14 protein-coding genes and 4 pseudogenes are annotated in these 16,551 nt (G+C 39.0%); 4 read left to right on the forward strand and 14 right to left on the reverse strand.

Features of this window, described 5'->3' with window-relative positions; all coding sequences use genetic code 11:
• Nucleotides 1-637 precede the first annotated feature (637 nt).
• The 3 genes and pseudogenes from ABLT31_RS36730 (at nt 638) to ABLT31_RS36740 (ending at nt 3,813) form a co-directional block, all read left to right on the forward strand.
• Nucleotides 638-880, forward strand: a complete 243-nt coding sequence (locus ABLT31_RS36730) for a transposase (protein ID WP_367760683.1) — start codon at nt 638-640, stop codon at nt 878-880.
• 147 nt (nt 881-1,027) lie between these two features.
• Nucleotides 1,028-2,080: pseudogene (locus ABLT31_RS36735) on the forward strand (transposase); the annotation flags it as partial.
• Between the two features lie 446 nt (nt 2,081-2,526).
• Entirely contained in the window at nt 2,527-3,813 is a 1,287-nt protein-coding gene (locus ABLT31_RS36740) for an IS110 family RNA-guided transposase (RefSeq protein WP_367760684.1), read from the forward strand.
• A gap of 657 nt (nt 3,814-4,470) precedes the next feature.
• On the opposite strand, the gene ABLT31_RS36745 is transcribed toward ABLT31_RS36740, so the two are convergent.
• A complete protein-coding gene (locus ABLT31_RS36745; RefSeq protein WP_462976587.1) occupies nt 4,471-4,845 on the reverse strand; it encodes a FadR/GntR family transcriptional regulator in 375 nt (124 codons plus the stop codon).
• Between the two features lie 271 nt (nt 4,846-5,116).
• Between ABLT31_RS36745 and ABLT31_RS39120 the strand changes: the two are divergent.
• Nucleotides 5,117-5,499: pseudogene (locus ABLT31_RS39120) on the forward strand (IS4 family transposase); the annotation flags it as partial.
• A gap of 157 nt (nt 5,500-5,656) precedes the next feature.
• On the opposite strand, the gene ABLT31_RS36755 reads toward ABLT31_RS39120, so the two are convergent.
• The 13 genes and pseudogenes from ABLT31_RS36755 to ABLT31_RS36815 form a co-directional block, all read right to left on the reverse strand.
• Nucleotides 5,657-6,619 (reverse strand): alpha/beta hydrolase, encoded by a 963-nt coding sequence (locus ABLT31_RS36755; protein WP_367760686.1) that lies wholly within the window; start codon nt 6,617-6,619, stop codon nt 5,657-5,659.
• Between the two features lie 343 nt (nt 6,620-6,962).
• A complete protein-coding gene (locus ABLT31_RS36760; protein ID WP_367760687.1) occupies nt 6,963-8,213 on the reverse strand; it encodes an MFS transporter in 1,251 nt (416 codons plus the stop codon).
• 211 nt (nt 8,214-8,424) lie between these two features.
• The gene (locus ABLT31_RS36765; protein WP_367760688.1) at nt 8,425-8,739 is read right to left on the reverse strand and encodes a DMT family transporter; all 315 of its coding nucleotides are present in this window, start codon (nt 8,737-8,739) and stop codon (nt 8,425-8,427) included.
• Between the two features lies 1 nt (nt 8,740).
• A complete protein-coding gene (locus ABLT31_RS36770; RefSeq protein WP_367760689.1) occupies nt 8,741-9,082 on the reverse strand; it encodes a DMT family transporter in 342 nt (113 codons plus the stop codon).
• Between the two features lie 30 nt (nt 9,083-9,112).
• A pseudogene (locus ABLT31_RS39125) lies at nt 9,113-9,716 on the reverse strand (IS110 family transposase); the annotation flags it as partial.
• A gap of 446 nt (nt 9,717-10,162) precedes the next feature.
• Nucleotides 10,163-11,101: an alpha/beta fold hydrolase gene (locus ABLT31_RS36780; RefSeq protein ID WP_367760691.1), complete on the reverse strand. Its 939-nt coding sequence runs from the start codon at nt 11,099-11,101 to the stop codon at nt 10,163-10,165.
• Nucleotides 11,102-11,282: 181 nt separating this feature from the next.
• Nucleotides 11,283-12,068, reverse strand: a complete 786-nt coding sequence (locus ABLT31_RS36785) for an SDR family NAD(P)-dependent oxidoreductase (protein WP_367760692.1) — start codon at nt 12,066-12,068, stop codon at nt 11,283-11,285.
• Nucleotides 12,069-12,225: 157 nt separating this feature from the next.
• Nucleotides 12,226-13,005, reverse strand: coding sequence for an HpcH/HpaI aldolase family protein (locus ABLT31_RS36790; RefSeq protein WP_367760693.1), 780 nt, complete (start codon nt 13,003-13,005; stop codon nt 12,226-12,228).
• 197 nt (nt 13,006-13,202) lie between these two features.
• Complete coding sequence (locus ABLT31_RS36795; protein ID WP_367760694.1) at nt 13,203-13,634, reverse strand: cupin domain-containing protein; 432 nt, start codon at nt 13,632-13,634, stop codon at nt 13,203-13,205.
• Nucleotides 13,635-13,671: 37 nt separating this feature from the next.
• Nucleotides 13,672-13,968, reverse strand: a pseudogene (locus ABLT31_RS36800) (aldehyde dehydrogenase family protein); the annotation flags it as partial.
• A gap of 523 nt (nt 13,969-14,491) precedes the next feature.
• Nucleotides 14,492-15,202, reverse strand: a complete 711-nt coding sequence (locus tag ABLT31_RS36805; RefSeq protein WP_367760695.1) for a FadR/GntR family transcriptional regulator — start codon at nt 15,200-15,202, stop codon at nt 14,492-14,494.
• A 660-nt stretch (nt 15,203-15,862) separates the two neighbouring features.
• Nucleotides 15,863-16,054, reverse strand: coding sequence for a hypothetical protein (locus tag ABLT31_RS36810; protein ID WP_367760696.1), 192 nt, complete (start codon nt 16,052-16,054; stop codon nt 15,863-15,865).
• A complete protein-coding gene (locus ABLT31_RS36815; protein ID WP_367760697.1) occupies nt 16,032-16,298 on the reverse strand; it encodes a hypothetical protein in 267 nt (88 codons plus the stop codon). The genes ABLT31_RS36810 and ABLT31_RS36815 overlap by 23 nt, the downstream gene beginning before the upstream one ends.
• Between the last annotated feature and the right edge of the window lie 253 nt (nt 16,299-16,551).

A 16,551-nucleotide genomic window follows, 5' to 3' on the forward strand; every position in this document is an offset into this window, starting at 1 on the left:
GACCTCAACCAGACTGCTTATAAGAAGTTTAATGATTCTGTTATGGAATTCCTGAGATAAAACATTTTCGTAATAAATGTTGATCTTTCATATTTTTTAAGAATGTCTATAAGCTTCCCGTTCCAAAGGTCAGTGAAAGTGAAGATTTGGGATCTGTTAATTTAGGATAGATAATAAGTGAACCTGCCTATCTTATTCTTGTCCGTGAAAGTCAGTTCAATCTATTAACAAAAAAAATTCAGAAAACTACAATTATTGTTAAATTAGCTTTCTAGGGGTCTCACCAACAAAAAGCGCAAAACATACGCTAAGCAAATTTTGACATAAAAAAAGCCGATTTTTCCTACTGGAAATAATGAAGTCAAAAATCTACTAAGAGAAGAATTTCGCTTAGCATAAAAATATCCCCTAAATCTTTTGTGATTTAGGGGTATTTATGCTTTTTCTGATGGTAGTCTAAATAGTAGACACAAAAGTAGAAATCGATGATGGATAGGTTAAGTTCTTTTAGGTAGAGGACGTAGCTCCGTAGTGAGCCTGACCGAAGGGAAGGCGAACTAGGAGAACCCTTTTTTGCCTTTGTGACTGTCTTTCTATCCAGCTATAATAATGTTGATCTTACAAACGAGGTGTCTACATGAGAAAGATAAGAAAATATGATGAAGATTTTAAACGTGAAACGGTAGAACATATCTTTGAATCAAAGAAAACCGTATCTCAAGTGGCCCGGGAGCTAGACATTTCCGTCCATACTCTTCATGGTTGGGTCAAGCAATATAAGCAAATGACAGGACAAGATTCCACAAAGAGCTTAGACGTTTCCAACCTCCTCTTGATGAAAGGGATCTTAGGGATTTACAAAAACGAATTCGCGATTTAGAAGAGGAGAACGCCATCTTAAAAAAGGCGATGCACATCTTTGCAAAAGACCGGAAGTAAAATACTCCTTCATCTACGACCACCGCTTCAAGTTCCGAGTCGAAAAGATGTGCAAAGTATTAGGTGTTTCCAGAGGCGGTTACTATCGATGGCTTACCACCAGATGGCAAATGCTGCACAATGGCGCTTGTATGATGACGCTATAAATCGAGCACAGGCAACTTTAGTAAATTTTCAACATAAGCTTGCGCTTTCCTCTTATTGGGGGGATGGCAGTACCTCATCATCAGACGGAATGCGTGTGCAAGTGGGTGTCTCATCGCTGCATGCCGAATCCAATCCGCATTACGGCACAGGGAAAGGAGCAACGATTTATCGTTTTACTAGCGATCAATTCTCCTCTTTTTATACGAAAGTCATTAATACCAATGCAAGAGATGTTGTACATGTCATCGATGGGTTGCTTCATCACGAAACAGAATTAAATATTGAGGAGCATTACACAGATACAGCTGGCTATACTGACTTGGTCTTTGGATTAAGCCATTTACTAGGATTTCGTTTTGCACCCCGGCTTCGTGATTTAGCGGATGCCAAATTATACACGATTCAAAAGCCTAGTGAATTCCCCAGTCTAGAAAATTTACTCCGTGGAAGAATCAATACAAAGATTATTCAAGAAAATTTTGATGACGTACTCCGTTTAGCTCATTCTATTCGAGAAGGAAAGGTGTCCGGGTCGCTCATAATGGGGAAATTAGGTTCCTATGCAAGGCAAAATAAACTATCTACTGCTTTACGTGAAATGGGAAGAATCGAAAAGACCAATTTTATTTTAGATTACATATCTAATGAAGCCTTACGTCGACGTATTCAGCGAGGATTAAATAAAGGCGAGGCAATGAATGGCCTTGCGAGAGCCTTGTTTTTTGGAAAACGAGGCGAATTACGAGAAAGAGGATTGCAAGATCAGCTTCAACGAGCCAGTGCTTTAAACATTATAATTAACGCTATTAGCATATGGAACACCGTATATCTTACTGAAGCCACAAAATTGCTTAAAGAAAAAGGAATTTTACGAGAAGACTTACTAAAACATATTTCCCCTTTGGGATGGGAACATATTAATTTTCTTGGCGAATACACCTTTGATATGAAGAAAGTAGCAAGCTTAAATTCACTAAGACCACTTAATCAATGAATTAAAGCCGATGGTTCCTTAGCGTAGGAAAAATCGGCTTTTTTACTTTATGTTATACTTTTACCAAAGTAGAATTTCATCAAACGATTTAATCTGATTATTGGGGTTGATTGTCATAAATAAGATGCTGTTTCTTAATCTAGTTCTCCTGCTAATTGCGGTCATTTCATATATAACCCTTAGAGGAAGCTATATTTTTCAAGCTATAACCCCCATTTTTGTAGTTATTGGAGTAGCGTTAAATCGAAAATACACTTGGAAACCGCCAATTTGGTATTATATTCTAATTGTTTTAATTTTAATACTTGCGTTTATCGATTTGTTGTTCCGCTAAACATTCCTGTAGAGGCTAAGAAATGGTCTTTGCCAAAAAAGGAGTACCTCGGTATGATGGGGGTGTGCACAGGGTCAAAGCCCTAAAAACCCATCAAGGAGGCGCTCTTACTATGAAGTTTAAACAATCTCATGGTCAAAATCAACGGATAGAAAGAATTACCCCTTCTCATCTTGTGGTTGGAATCGACATGGCGAAGGAAAAACATGTGGCCCAAGCGACGAACTTTCGTGGGATCGTCCTCTCCAATCGGCATCTTACCTTCATGAATGACCAAGAGGGATTCACCAAACTGGAACGTTGGATGAAGGGACTTCAACAAAAACATCGCCTGAATCACCTCATTATTGGTATGGAGCCAACTGGACATTACTGGTTTAATCTAGCAAACTGGCTGCTAGACAAGGGAGTCAATGTCGTCTTAGTGAATCCGGCAACTACCAAACGAAACAAAGAGAACCGTGACAATACCCCTTCTAAGAGTGACCCAAAAGATGCACTGGTCATCGCCGATGTGGTCAGTCGAGGCTATTACTCGGATTACAAACGTCAAGAACAGTCCTTTCAGAGGTTGAAAACCATCATGAATGATCGAGAATTTTGGATCACGAACAGTGTCCGTTTGCAGAATCGAATCATTAGATGGTTAGATATTCGGTTCCCTGAGTATCCTTCCGTGTTTAAAGACTGGACGTGCCCACGGTCGATGGCCACGCTAAAGGAGTTTCCTACTCCAACCGACCTTCAGTCCTTAACTGTAGAAGAAGTGATTCAACGTTGGAAAAAACATATGAAGCGACCCGGTGGTGCGACGGGTATTCAACGAGCTTCTTACCTCCTTCATGAAGCGAAACATAGCATCGGAGACACGGTGGCTCTCGATGAAGCCAAACAAGATTTACAACGGTTACTTGAGCAATATGAACGTATCGTTGAAATCCTAAACAAGATAGAAAAAGAGATCTTGGCTCTACTTGGTGAGATTCCTATGGCCGAGCAAATACGATCCGTTAAGGGTCTTGGACCTATCTTCACGGCAGCCATTCTAGCTGGTGCAGGTGATCTCAAACAATATGCTCATGGTCGCCAATTACTCCGAAGAGCAGGATTAAACTTGGCTGAAAGTACGTCGGGAAAGCGAAAAGGGCAGATCATTCTCTCCAAACGTGGAGATGCTACCCTTCGAAAGTATATGTATTTGGCTACGACTCAACTGGTAGCGAATAATCCAGCCTTTAAACAGTGGCATGAGCATAACGTACAAAACAAGCACATGAAGAAACAACGCTCCATATTTAAATTGCTAGGAAAGTTAGCCCGAATCTTAATCGGAATCGTTCATCATGGAGAATCCTTTTGTCCAGATAAAGCTGCTCCTGTCTACGATCAGGCGGCTTAGAAAAAGATGTTCTCCTAGCTCACCTTCCCTTCGGTCAGGTTCGCTACGGAGCTACATCCTCTAATTTCACGATATTTTACCTAACGTAAATTGGCTCGTTCGCAGGATTTTACAAAGAAAGCACGGAGGACCGAGTTCGATCCTCAGAAGGGCACAGACCCGTTCGCTAAACCGTAATCGGTCTCCACACCTTGGACAGGTGTAACGAAGGAATGTAAGGGCAATGACCCGTTGAGCCGTGGGAGGGTGAACCTCCAAGGTTATATTGTGGAGGATGCGTGCAGTAAAATATTTCCAAGGAGAATCGACATCGTTTCTTCTATTTAACTATGCCCAAATTCACCACCAACGGTTTAATCCGACTTACTTTCCATCACTCATCTGATTTTGAGGTGATGAAATCCTGCGAATGAGCGAGCATACGTGAGAAACACCCTTAATACCGAGGGAGCGAGCATACGTGAGAAACACCCTTAATACCGAGGGACGGGATTCTATAGTTTAATAAAGAAAATGGTTGCGGTTTGTTTTGCAACCATTTTTTATGCATGTTCTATGCAGAATTTAAATTGAGGGCAACTTGGAATTTTTCCCTTGAATTATTAAAAAATTGTTAAGGAACATTTGTGTCGTCAGTAGCGTGTATTCGGCGATTTTCTAAAAAATTAACTTGGCTTTACCACTAGCAGCCATATCAACTAATATAACTTCCAGTTCCGCTCTAGCCTCCACTAATTCGATAATATTATTAAAGCTTATTTTTGAAATTAATCCTAAATTTTTTGTGAAAAAATCTCCAAACTCTTCGACAACAAATGTCCCTCCTGGAACCTTAACTTCAACTAAACCTAAAACTTCCAATGCTCTTATAGCTTCTCTTAAAGTACTTCTCCCAACTCCAAACATCTCCATTAGTTGCTTTTCTGCAGGTAATTTTTCACCATTCTTAATCATTCCATCCATTATTAACTCTATTAATTCTTGAACAACATTCTGTGATAGATTATTACGGCGGCTTACTTGCCATTGTATCTCCTTTCATTTTGTTCAACGAACGAGTAAATACCGGACTCAAGATTTAGTAGCTCTATGTGTTTGGTTGAGTCAGCAAGTCGCAACGACCTCTCTCAACCAGCTTTGCAGTATTTTAGAGTCAACGACCGGTCTTCTCATAAGTCCGGAAGGTTTGAATCAACGCTTTAACCAGGCTGCTGTGCGTTATCTGCAGCAATTAGTTTCGCTTTTACTCCAGCAAAAATTCCATGGATCTGGAACTATCTCAAGTGAGTATGCGAACTATTTCGACCTGTATTACTTACGCTGGCAGATTAAAATTCTCTTTAAAACATGGAAGTCCTTCTTTCAGATTCATCGCTGTAAAGAAATAAAGCTCGAACGATTGGAATGTCATCTTTATGGTCAGTTGATCGGAATACCCCTATGTTTATCTACGATGTTTCAAATGCGCCAGCTCTTAGGGAGGAAGAAAAGAAAGCTAAGTGAATACAAGCCTTATGCCTCTCCACACCGAGCCGTACAAGAAAACACCCAAGAAATATCGAAGATCCTGCTTCGTCTGTTTCTAGAAAGGAACGGACGAAAATCTCATCACTATGAGAAAAAACAGTCTTTGATATTTTGGGTGTCGTCTATGAGTATAACACGTCAGAAAAGAAAGTGGCATAGCCCTTTAAAAAATGGTCTCTTGAGAGGTTTATTTGTCATGCTTATTTTTACTACATCCACGTAGGGATGAATTAATAGAAGTATAATTTCCTGATCCCCTTATCCAAATTATCCCTTAGCTTGATGGGCATGTGGTTCTACTCCTTTATTAAAAAATCTACTTATTTTTAATTACTGAATGACGATGTAAAACATGTTTAACAGCACCTATATATTCGGCAACCGCACGCTGACTAATGGATGCCGTTGGTACAAACCATTCAAATCCGTGAAAACATCCCGGATATAGATGGAATTCAACATCAACGCCAGAACGACTAAGCCGAGTTACATAATCGAGTGTTTCATCACGAAAAGGATCTAATTGTCCTACGCATGTATAGGTGTAAGGAAGTCCTGCAAAATTGGTTTCACGAGATGGAGCCGCATACTTAGATACATCTTCTGTTCCATTCGCACCATTTAGGTACATCGTCCATCCTTTTTGATTTAACTCATGATTCCAAACCATATTTCCTGTTATTTCTAAACTTGATGGTGTATTATTACGATCGTCAATCATTGGGTACAACGGCATCTGGAAACATAACTCCGGTCCTTTTCTATCTCTTGCCAATAAAGAAAGAGCTGCTGTTAAACCTCCTCCTGCACTAATTCCTGCTGCTCCAATTCGAGTTGGGTCTACTCCTAATTCATCTGCCTGGTCAAAAAACCATTTAAGTACCGAATAGCAATCCTCTAATCCTGCTGGATACGGATTTTCCGGAGCAAGGCGATAATCGACAGAAACTACTACGCAATTAGCTTCTGTTACAAAACGTTGACATATAATATCATCATCTTCTGGACTACCTAATACATAACCACCACCATGAATCCATAAAAGGCCCGGCAATGTTTCACTTTTATTCTTTGGTTGATAAATTCGTATCCTTACTAAAGGGTTGTCTTTTGAACCAGGTACCATCCTATTAAAAATAGTAATAGACTTATCAACTGGTAATTCAATAGATTGGGATATTGAAGCCAATCCCTGTCTTGTTGTTTCTACATTGTCTAAATCAAGAGGTGGGTACTCTTCAAGAAACTTTCTTAATTCAGGATCGATTCTGTTATTCATTTATATCACTCTCTTCATCATTTAGATTTTGATTTAAATTTTGAAATTCTTGTTATAAGCAAACTGTTATTCACTTTACTTATACCGCATTATAAACAGTTTATAGATATCACTCAGAGTTTAAAATTTCCTGGTTAATGACATTTTAAATGTTAGGACCATGCACCAAACCTATCTTAAGATCCTTCACTTGCAAAATTTTCTACTAAACGTTAAGTCAAGACATCACCGCCCTCAAATTAGTTTACGATAGATCTAATTAAGCTCAAAAACACTTCAACAACCATCGCATTTCGACAAATAGAAACTCTTACATCAATCTTGCAGTCACAAAGTTATTTATTTACATAGAGAGTTTTTCATCCGCGTAACTCTCCTCTTTCTTTTCCGAAGCAAATAGGTGCTTATATGCAATTTTACAAAACGGTACAGAGGCAATACCGATAATGATACACCCAACACTGGCAACCTGTATATTTGCCGAAGCAGTAACGCCACCAAATATCAGCTCGGATAGCAGAGGAGGAACATATCCTGCAAGGAATTCCCCGGCGAACATGGCTACAATGCATAAAGAGCTAATAGTTTCAGCCATTTTACCCTTGAATCCTAAAACTAAAAGCGTATTAACAGCCGAGGCGAAAATCATAGCCCCCACCCCCGCAAAAATAAATCCAGCAAAATTAGCGTACACATCGGGTAGAATTAAGCAGGCTAAACCGGCAATTGCGCTGAATGCTAACGCCATCATAAGACTGAATCCTCTAAATTTCTTCATCCATATAAATAAAAACGCTGTTCCAAACATGGCAACGAGATTTGCCGCGGAAGCGCCCAGTCCAACCATACTGGAGCTAATATGCCGTTCATTAATGAAATAATCAGAGATATTTAAGGGAAGTCCCATAATGAAAAATCCTGCGATAAACCGTACAATCAAAAGGGAAAAAACAAATTTGGGAATTTTAGATAAAACGGATATTAGGGATGGATTGGTTCGTTCCTTATTTGTAGTCAATGCAATTTCCTGGGTTGAATTTTCATCTATCTTTGGATAGAAAAATATTGTAATAATAATAATTGGAATAATTATATAAAATACATTGTACGCCTTCACCCAGTCTCCATCAGATGCAAGAAAGCCTGATAAGGCAGTAACAATAACCATCCCCAATGTAAGCATGGCGTAATCAAATCCGATTACTTTCTCGCGAAGTTTCTTAGGTGCGATGATTGGCAGAACTACATTATTCACCGAGGGTAGCAATCCTGCAGGAATTCCGGTGATTGCAGCCCCAATCAATGCAATTGTCAAACTGCTTGTTCCCATGAAAAGGATAATCAGACCGCCGATTAGATTCAGGCACAGTGCAACAATCACAATAGATTTCTTACTCATAATGCGCGTCAATGGTATCGCGGCAAATCCACCGATCATAGCGAATAACGATGGCAGTGTCATCATGAGAACAGTGAGTGAGCTCTGCCCGGGGAAGCTGTTAGTGATATACCCATAGACAATCATTGGAACAACAAAAAACCATGAAGTAAATGAACTTAAATAGATCACAGCTAATTGTAAATAATTTTTCATTATCCTTCTCCTTCTAATTTAGAAAACTGAATGCAATTCCTCACACGAAACCGATTCCATAAAGTGATTCCATAAGAAATACCGCAGTATCTTGTTAAAGATCCGTGTGAAGGACACGAATCAACTTTCCACATAAAGCAATGATGGATTGCTTCTTCGCCTACCTCTGCGAGGAATCCCGCAAGGGTGACAACACCCATACCCGGGATTTTTAAGATACTAATCTTAGTCCAACTATACTTATAATAATACCAGCAACTAAAAATAGTCTCTTCATGTCTTTAGTTTCTTTGAATAAAAACATCCCTGTTAAGACACTTCCAGCTGCTCCAATACCTGTCCATATACCATAACCAATACTAATTGGAATTTCTTTCAGGGCCAAGGAAAGGAAGAATAAACTTAGTAACACAAAGCTTATAAAAGCTAATGTAGGTTTTAATCTTGAAAATCCTTCAGAGAACTTCAAGGATATAACTACTCCAACTTCCAGTAATCCTGCGATAACGATAAAAATCCAACTCATATTATTTACTTCCCTCAGTTTCAGTCTCTTTAGATACAAATTTCAATCCGATAATGCAGCTTATTAAGGTTATGATAAATAAGATTTTTAACACACTCACAGAATCACCCAGGAATACGATTCCTATAATTGCAGTTCCGAAAGATCCAAGACCTGTAAAAACGGCATACGCGGTAGATACAGGTAACAGTTTCAAAGATTTCGAAAAAAAGTAAAAACTGAACACTGCTGAGATTAACGTAGGTACAACTACTCCTAATTTTGTAAACCCATTAGAATATGCCAAACCTAAAGCCCAACCTACCTCTAAAACACCTCCAACAATAAGAAATAACCAAGCCATATTTACTCTCCTCTAAGGTTAGTATAGTTCCAATAGTTGCTCCACTTGCTTCATAATCTCTTCAAGTTGTCGAGCATAGAGTTCATACTGCTCCAATAACGCTTTGAGTTCCAGCTTGGCAGAGGCAAGTCCTTGTGTTCATCCGATGGAGACATAGGCAACAGCCACGAGTTTCTCAGCTCACTTCAAACCTACTGCTCGTTTCACTTCATGTTTCCAACGCCCGAGAATCGTCCAGGCGCCTAAAGAGACGATCTCTTGTGGGATGGGGAACTCATGAAGGGTCATCAAGGAAGCTTTACCTTCCCATTTTTGGTATTCCGGAAAATAACGATCTAACCAGTTCTGAACCCGTAGCTTTACCTGATTAGAATTCACCATCACCTTTTCACGAAGGTTCATCAAAATACGAAGATCGGTATACTCTTGCTTAAGAAAGTTTGCCCCAAAACGATCTGAGTCTTGTTATGAACCCTCTGTAATCCCTTCATCCACTGAACCAATTTGGTGAATCCTTCACGTTCATTAGAAGACACATTCTTTCCCTAACTCTATACCTCGGAAATCCACAGCGCGTGCAACATGCGTCTTTTTTTGCAAAGTCAGTTCCGACAACGAGAGTCGAATCGGTAATTTGTTCAAGTCGTTGATTTTGCTTCTGGCTATGCTTATACTTCGTGGTAGTGCCTCCTAGTAAATTGGGATTTGTTCTTTGGTCGGAACGTTCCCCAGTATACTAGAGGCTCTTTTTTTGTTCAAAATCCAAATTAATTCATTACAGGAATGGCTCCTCTTCAGTTCTTCAACGAAATAACTGACTCAAGCCGGTCTAAACCCTTGGGACGCACCAGTGACAATACTGGTCTTTCCAACGAATGATACATTTTTTAATTCCATGCCTGGCTCCATTTATGTGGCTTGTTAATAAATTAAAAGGTTGAACTATTCTCAAGGTAATGATGGCGGATGAAATTTTTGGATATACAATAGCTCTGTATCAGGAACATAACTACAGGCCTTATATCTATCCTATCTCTCAAGCTGATACAATTATTTTCAGAATCCTATACTTCTCCAGGATTACTCCTCCAGGAATTCCATTACAACGCGATTAAATTTCATATAGGCAGTCCAAAGGAAATCGTGGTTACCGAACTCTTCTGCAGAGAAACGGACCCATTTGCAATTCTGCATAGTTTCGCTCATCCATTTGCCACACTCAAGAGTCACGGCGTGGCTCACATCACCGGTCAGATACATGGCGGGCACGCTGATGGTAGGTATCAGGTCTCTCCAGTCAAGCAGAAGGTGATCCTTCAGCAGACTGGCCAGGAATTTGCCATCGGTTACTGGGGTCTGCGGACGCTGTGCAATCTTAGCATGGACGTTATCTGGCATAGCGGCGACTTCTTCATCCGTGTATGTCAGGATGCCGCGATCGAAACAAGCCGGGAATGCTTCGAAGAAAGGGCTTTCCGAGTTCCATGCACAGCCATGGTCATATACGGCATTGCACAGATGCCAGAAGTCCATGCGGTTGCTTGCGGTGAGCATAACTTCTTCACGGGTAAATCTGGGGTTTGCCACGAGCATAGGGGGCTCATCATCAAAAATAACCTTATGGATCTTGTCCTGACCAAACAGGTCGATATAGCTCCAGATTACGCTGCAGCCCATAGAATAGCCCAGCAGGTTCACCTTGGGAACATCCAGTGCCTCAATAAACTCATGAAGGTCGGTTGCCAGTCGGGAAATACGATTTCCGTGGTCTGCCACAGAAAATCCGTGTCCTCGCAGGTCAAAAGCATAGACAGAGTATTTTTCAGCAAAGACAGGGGCGTTCAGAGACCACAAGTCAGCATCATCGCTAAAACCGTGAAGCAGGATGAGAGGCATTCCACTGCCCTTATGTAGGTAACGCAGCTTCACATGGTCCTTTGTCTCAAAGTAATTTTCAGTGAATCCTTCCATCAGAGGATTACGTGTGCAAGGGACACCAGTGTTCATCTTTTCATTCATTGTATTTTACCTCTTTTCTAATTTGGTTTTTTACGAGCTTGGTTTTAAAATAAATTCTTCAGATAGTATACTTGCATGAGGTCTGTACCTTTAACTAATGAACCGAAAATTGTACCAGTCGTTTGGTCAAAAACGGAATGGTCTGACGGCACCGATAATCATGATGGATTTACCTTCTGGATTATCCAATCGCGAGCCCGCCACAAACTTTCAGGACTTGGCCGGTCACATAATTGGATGCCGGAGAAGCCAAATAGACGACGGCCTCGGCAATGTCTGCCGGATCGCCCATCCGCTTAATCGGCTGTCTGTCTAAAGGATACTCATACCCTTTGGTCAGTTCAGTTACGACTCCTCCCGGGGCGATGCTATTGCAATAGATGCCAAATTCCCCGACTTCCTTAGCCACCCACTTCGTCAGGGCAATAACGCCTCCTTTAGAAGCAGCATAAGCCGGGCCGGATCTTCCCCCATCGCTGCCGGGAAGTGCAGACGTAACCCCTCCAATAATGCCGGAAATCGAACTGATGTTGATGATTTTCCCATAGCCTTGATTCTTCATATGAGGATAAATCACCGCTTGCGTAAATAGGAAGGTGCCAAGGAGGTTCGTTTCAATATCGCGCTGCCAATCCTCCATGGTCGTTTCCTCCAGTCCTACGCGTGTAGAGGTCCCTGCATTATTGACGAGGATATCCACTCTGCCCAGGCGCTGGACCGTTTCGCTAACCGCTTTTTGCACCTCCTCTTTCTTACGTATATCCACCTGCATAGCCAGGGCCCTGATATCAGGAAATTCCGATTCGATGGCCTTTGCAGTTTCTTCACCGGATAAGATATCAATGATGACAATATGGCATCCGCTTCGAGCCAGAGCACGGGCACAGGCAGCACCAATCCCCCTTGTCGCTCCAGTAACGATGGCCACCCGACCTTTCAAGCTTTGGTTATTGCTAATTTCCAACATATATAAAACTCCTTTCCTTTTCATGGTACTCTCTTAATATTTTTGATAATTATTAAATTAGATTATCTAACTAGTAAAAATGTAATAGAATATGCACTTTTGCTAGGATTGCAAAAATGCCGTCCCGATCTGCAATTTGTGTGGAAAAAGGAATGTATTAAAACCAGCGATGATCGATTTCTTTTACTCCAAGATCAGCAAGCAGTTTTCCCACATGTCTAACTACCATACCAGCATCTGAACCTAGACCAACCATGGCAAATCCTTGATCACTGCGCAATTTAGCATCCTCTGTGTTACGCGCCATAACGGCACTTCCAATCCCAAGTTTTGAAGCCTTTTCTTTCATCTCCAAAATTAACTCTGCCATTCCTGGTCCTTCCCACTGCCCAAGATATCCGTAGCTTGAGGACAAATCTCCTGGTCCAAAAAGGATCGTTTCAATACCCTCTAGTGCCAAAATATCATCAATAGCTTCTGCTGCATCCTTTGTTTCAATTACTGGAATGATCATGATGTCGTCATTTGCGTTGCTTGTATATTCCCTAAGGCCTAATCCCCATTTAACATTACGCTCTCCTCCTAAACCTCTTTGTCCTTTAGGTGGATAATAAGTGTATTGCTGAATCGTAGTAATATCCTCCGCAGATCTTACCAAAGGTAATACGATTCCATGAGCTCCTAGGTCTAATACACGTTTAACAGATTCAAGTGCGTGGGTTGGGACTCTAACAAAAACACTAAGGTTTGATCCATTTGCCGCTTGAAGATGTCCAGCAACTTGCTGATAACTAAGGTATCCATGTTCTAAATCAATGCAAATCCAATCAAGATCTAATTCAACGGCTATTTCTGTAATAGATGGACTCTCCAACGTGACCCATAGTCCAAAGGTAGTTTCACCATTTTTAAGCTTTTTTCTAATTCTTTGATTCATCATAACAATCTCCTCTTTTTTTGTTTTTTCTATACTGAATTTATATTTAATCCACAGACATGTTTTGCCACCTTTAACTCTTTTATGAAATTTACGAAGTCGGTATTTCCCTAAATTGTTCTAGAACTTCATAATCAATTGAATATTCGTTCTTATATGCTATAAATTGGGTATCTGTCATTATATCTTTCCTCATATTAGGATCGTTGAGATTTTGGTAACATACATAAGTCGGTTTCTACAATAATCCGTTCTACATCTACATGATTCAAATCTATGTCCACCTGCGAATAAGCCCACAAGATGATTAGCCCCTCAGTATCACTAGCATTTACGAAACGATGTGGGATGTCTGCTGGAATAAAAGAGGTATCATACGGTTCTAACGATGTGCGAACACCGTCTACATCACAAAAAGCATGACCTTTTAAAATCGTAACGGATTCTTCAACATTGTGTATATGACATGGTAAAGATTTTCCAGGTTCAAATGTCGCTAAACCAACGATAATGGTTTTAGGTCCCATATCTTGAATCATCATGTCATGAAATAAAACGCCTTCATCCATTTCAAAAGGTTTAACTTCCTTATATCTACTTATAACAGGTTGATATTTTGTAATATGCATTAAAATCTCTCCTTTTTGTGACAAAATGTCACATATATTATTGGTTGAATTGTAGGTATACTGCATGAGTCTGTAGATACTCATTTAGACCATGTTTACCATCAGCTCCACCAATTGATTTTTTCCAACCTGCGTGAAACTCTTGGATCGCTTCAAAATTTTCACGATTTACATACGTTTCTCCAAATTCCAGTTCGCGAATGGCACGCATCATAGTATCAATATTTTTAGTGAAAATAGAAGAGGTCTGTCCATACTCGCAATCATTCGCATATTGAATTGCTTCTTCATAGTCTTTCACAATCATAATTGGAAGTACCGGTCCGAAAAATTGTATAATTTCACCTTCATATTTCCTCGCCCAATCTGCCATATAATCCATATAATCTGCGGTGAACAAGATTTTTGTGCTCTTAAAGCAGAATCAATTGCTTTTTTTGTGTCTTCAACGGATCCCTTTGGTATAACAGAAATAATACTTTATGTTGATGGATTAATTACATCAAACGTTTCTCCTGTAGAACTACTTACAAATTTTCCGTCAATATACATTTGAAATGTCTTTACTTCTTCCTATACAGTACTCATCTAAAATCCCTCCTATATATTTGGTTAAGCGCAGTCCCGACTACTCAATAAGTATATAATCTGATAGTCTGACCATCTGTTAATGGAATTATAAACTTTCCGAATATTATGGTCAATACTTTTTTTATATGGAACCAATATTTTTTGTGTTAAATATTAAGTACAAAGAATGAGTCCTTTCACTCTTAAACATAACCCTGAAACACTAATAAAAAAAGGCTGTCGAGAATCCTCAACAGCCAAACAGATATTAAGAAAAATATTTCTTTTTACACTTCATCATGATATTCTAATAATAAATCTCCTACACTTTTTAAATGCTCTGCCATAGCCACTTTTGCTAAATTACGGTCTCCATTTTTTATAGCTAAAAATACTTTTTCATGTTGTGCTATAACTTCTTCTTTCACTGAATATTTTCCTATAACTTTTGATATCCATTCTCTGGTAACTTCACGTAATATGTTCATTACTTGAGACATAAATGAATTCTTTGCAATTTTTGAAACTAAAATATGAAATTCCAAGTCAACTTCAAGGAACTCCTCATTTCCAGAACAATTTTTCATTTTATTAATATTTTCTTCTAATTCTTTAATATCTTCTTTAGTAGCTTTCCTAGCAGCCATATCAACTAATATAACTTCCAGTTCCGCTCTAGCCTCCACTAATTCGATAATATTATTAAAGCTTATTTTTGAAATTAATCCTAAATTTTTTGTGAAAAAATCTCCAAACTCTTCGACAACAAATGTCCCTCCTGGAACCTTAACTTCAACTAAACCTAAAACTTCCAATGCTCTTATAGCTTCTCTTAAAGTACTTCTCCCAACTCCAAACATCTCCATTAGTTGCTTTTCTGCAGGTAATTTTTCACCATTCTCAATCGTTCCATCCATTATTAACTCTATTAATTGTTGAACAACATTCTGTGATAGATTATTACGGCGGCTTACTTGCCTTATGTTTTCTTGTAGCATTGTATCTCCTTTCATATAGTTGATTTATGAATCTATTCTAAATTGATAATTAGAAAAAATTTTTTTGAGTGGTAATCCATGATTATAATTATATCGTCTGATGATAAGATTATATCCTATAATAGCCCGAAATAAAACCTGAAATCTGTATACTGCCTTTGATTTTTCAATTAGAAGATCGGATTAGTCCCCATACCATTCGACTGAACCGCTCATGGAAATCCAAACATTCCGCACGGTTCCTTTCCCATAAAGTTAAAATTCTCGTACATAATACATTTATCATCAATAAACATAATAATAACAACCACTCTCCCTTTCCAACGATTGAACAAGAACCATTATAAAAATAGTGTGCCAAAACAGTGATTCTTTGGCACACTAACCTTTAAATCTTATAATACATGTTTACTCATGTTTCTCGATCTTATTGATCAGGATTCTTATTAATACACCGTTACCTTTTCCTGATATCCCATGAAATCCGAATCATTAATGCACATGAAATCTATTGCACACTTTAATTTTTTTGATCTGCTATCAGGCTGCTTGATGAGTTACAGGGCTAACATATTGATTTCATCCCATTTTTCCTCGCTCCATTTATAAATCATAAATCCCCCCTTACACTCTCGGGCATTTCCATATAGAACCCTGTATTTAAGGTGTAAACACCTTCATTGAATAGATATTCCATTTCCCTTCTTCCTCCGACAGCTCTAACACCATATCGGGAATCTCAATCTGATTCTCGCCATTCAACCGATCCTCATTCAATTCATAGATATCAATGTGCATTCCACCCTCTTCCACCCCTCGGGTGCGAATCTCATACCATCCAAGCTTGTCCATCTTTTCCTTGTTTCATATCCACTTTCATTTTAGGGTTCCATTTAACTTTTTCTAATACTGTTCTTAATAACTCTATCGTATCTTTTTCCGTAATCATTACAACGTCCCCATAACTTCCATCTGAGTTGATTTCTTGAACATCCACTCTAGTTAAGCGATCATCTATTCCTGTAAACTTTTCATTTTCGCCACAACCCACTAGCATGAGAAAAAGAAGAGCAGTAAATAGCATAGTTTTTTTCATCATACACCTCTCTGTAAATAAATTCTTACTAAATTAAACGTTCTACATCACCATACAGTTTCTAATTATTTTACTATAATTTGCAATTACCATTTTTTGTTTTCTCCGGTGAGACGAGGCATGATATATCCCGATAACAAAACCACCCATTCACAATGTGAATTGGTCTGTTTGTAAAGATATACCTTTTTATCACGATAAAAAACGCTAGATTTGCTGTTTGTAAAGGTATAAAATTTAATTAATAAATATT

Source organism: Ammoniphilus soli (genome assembly GCF_040813775.1).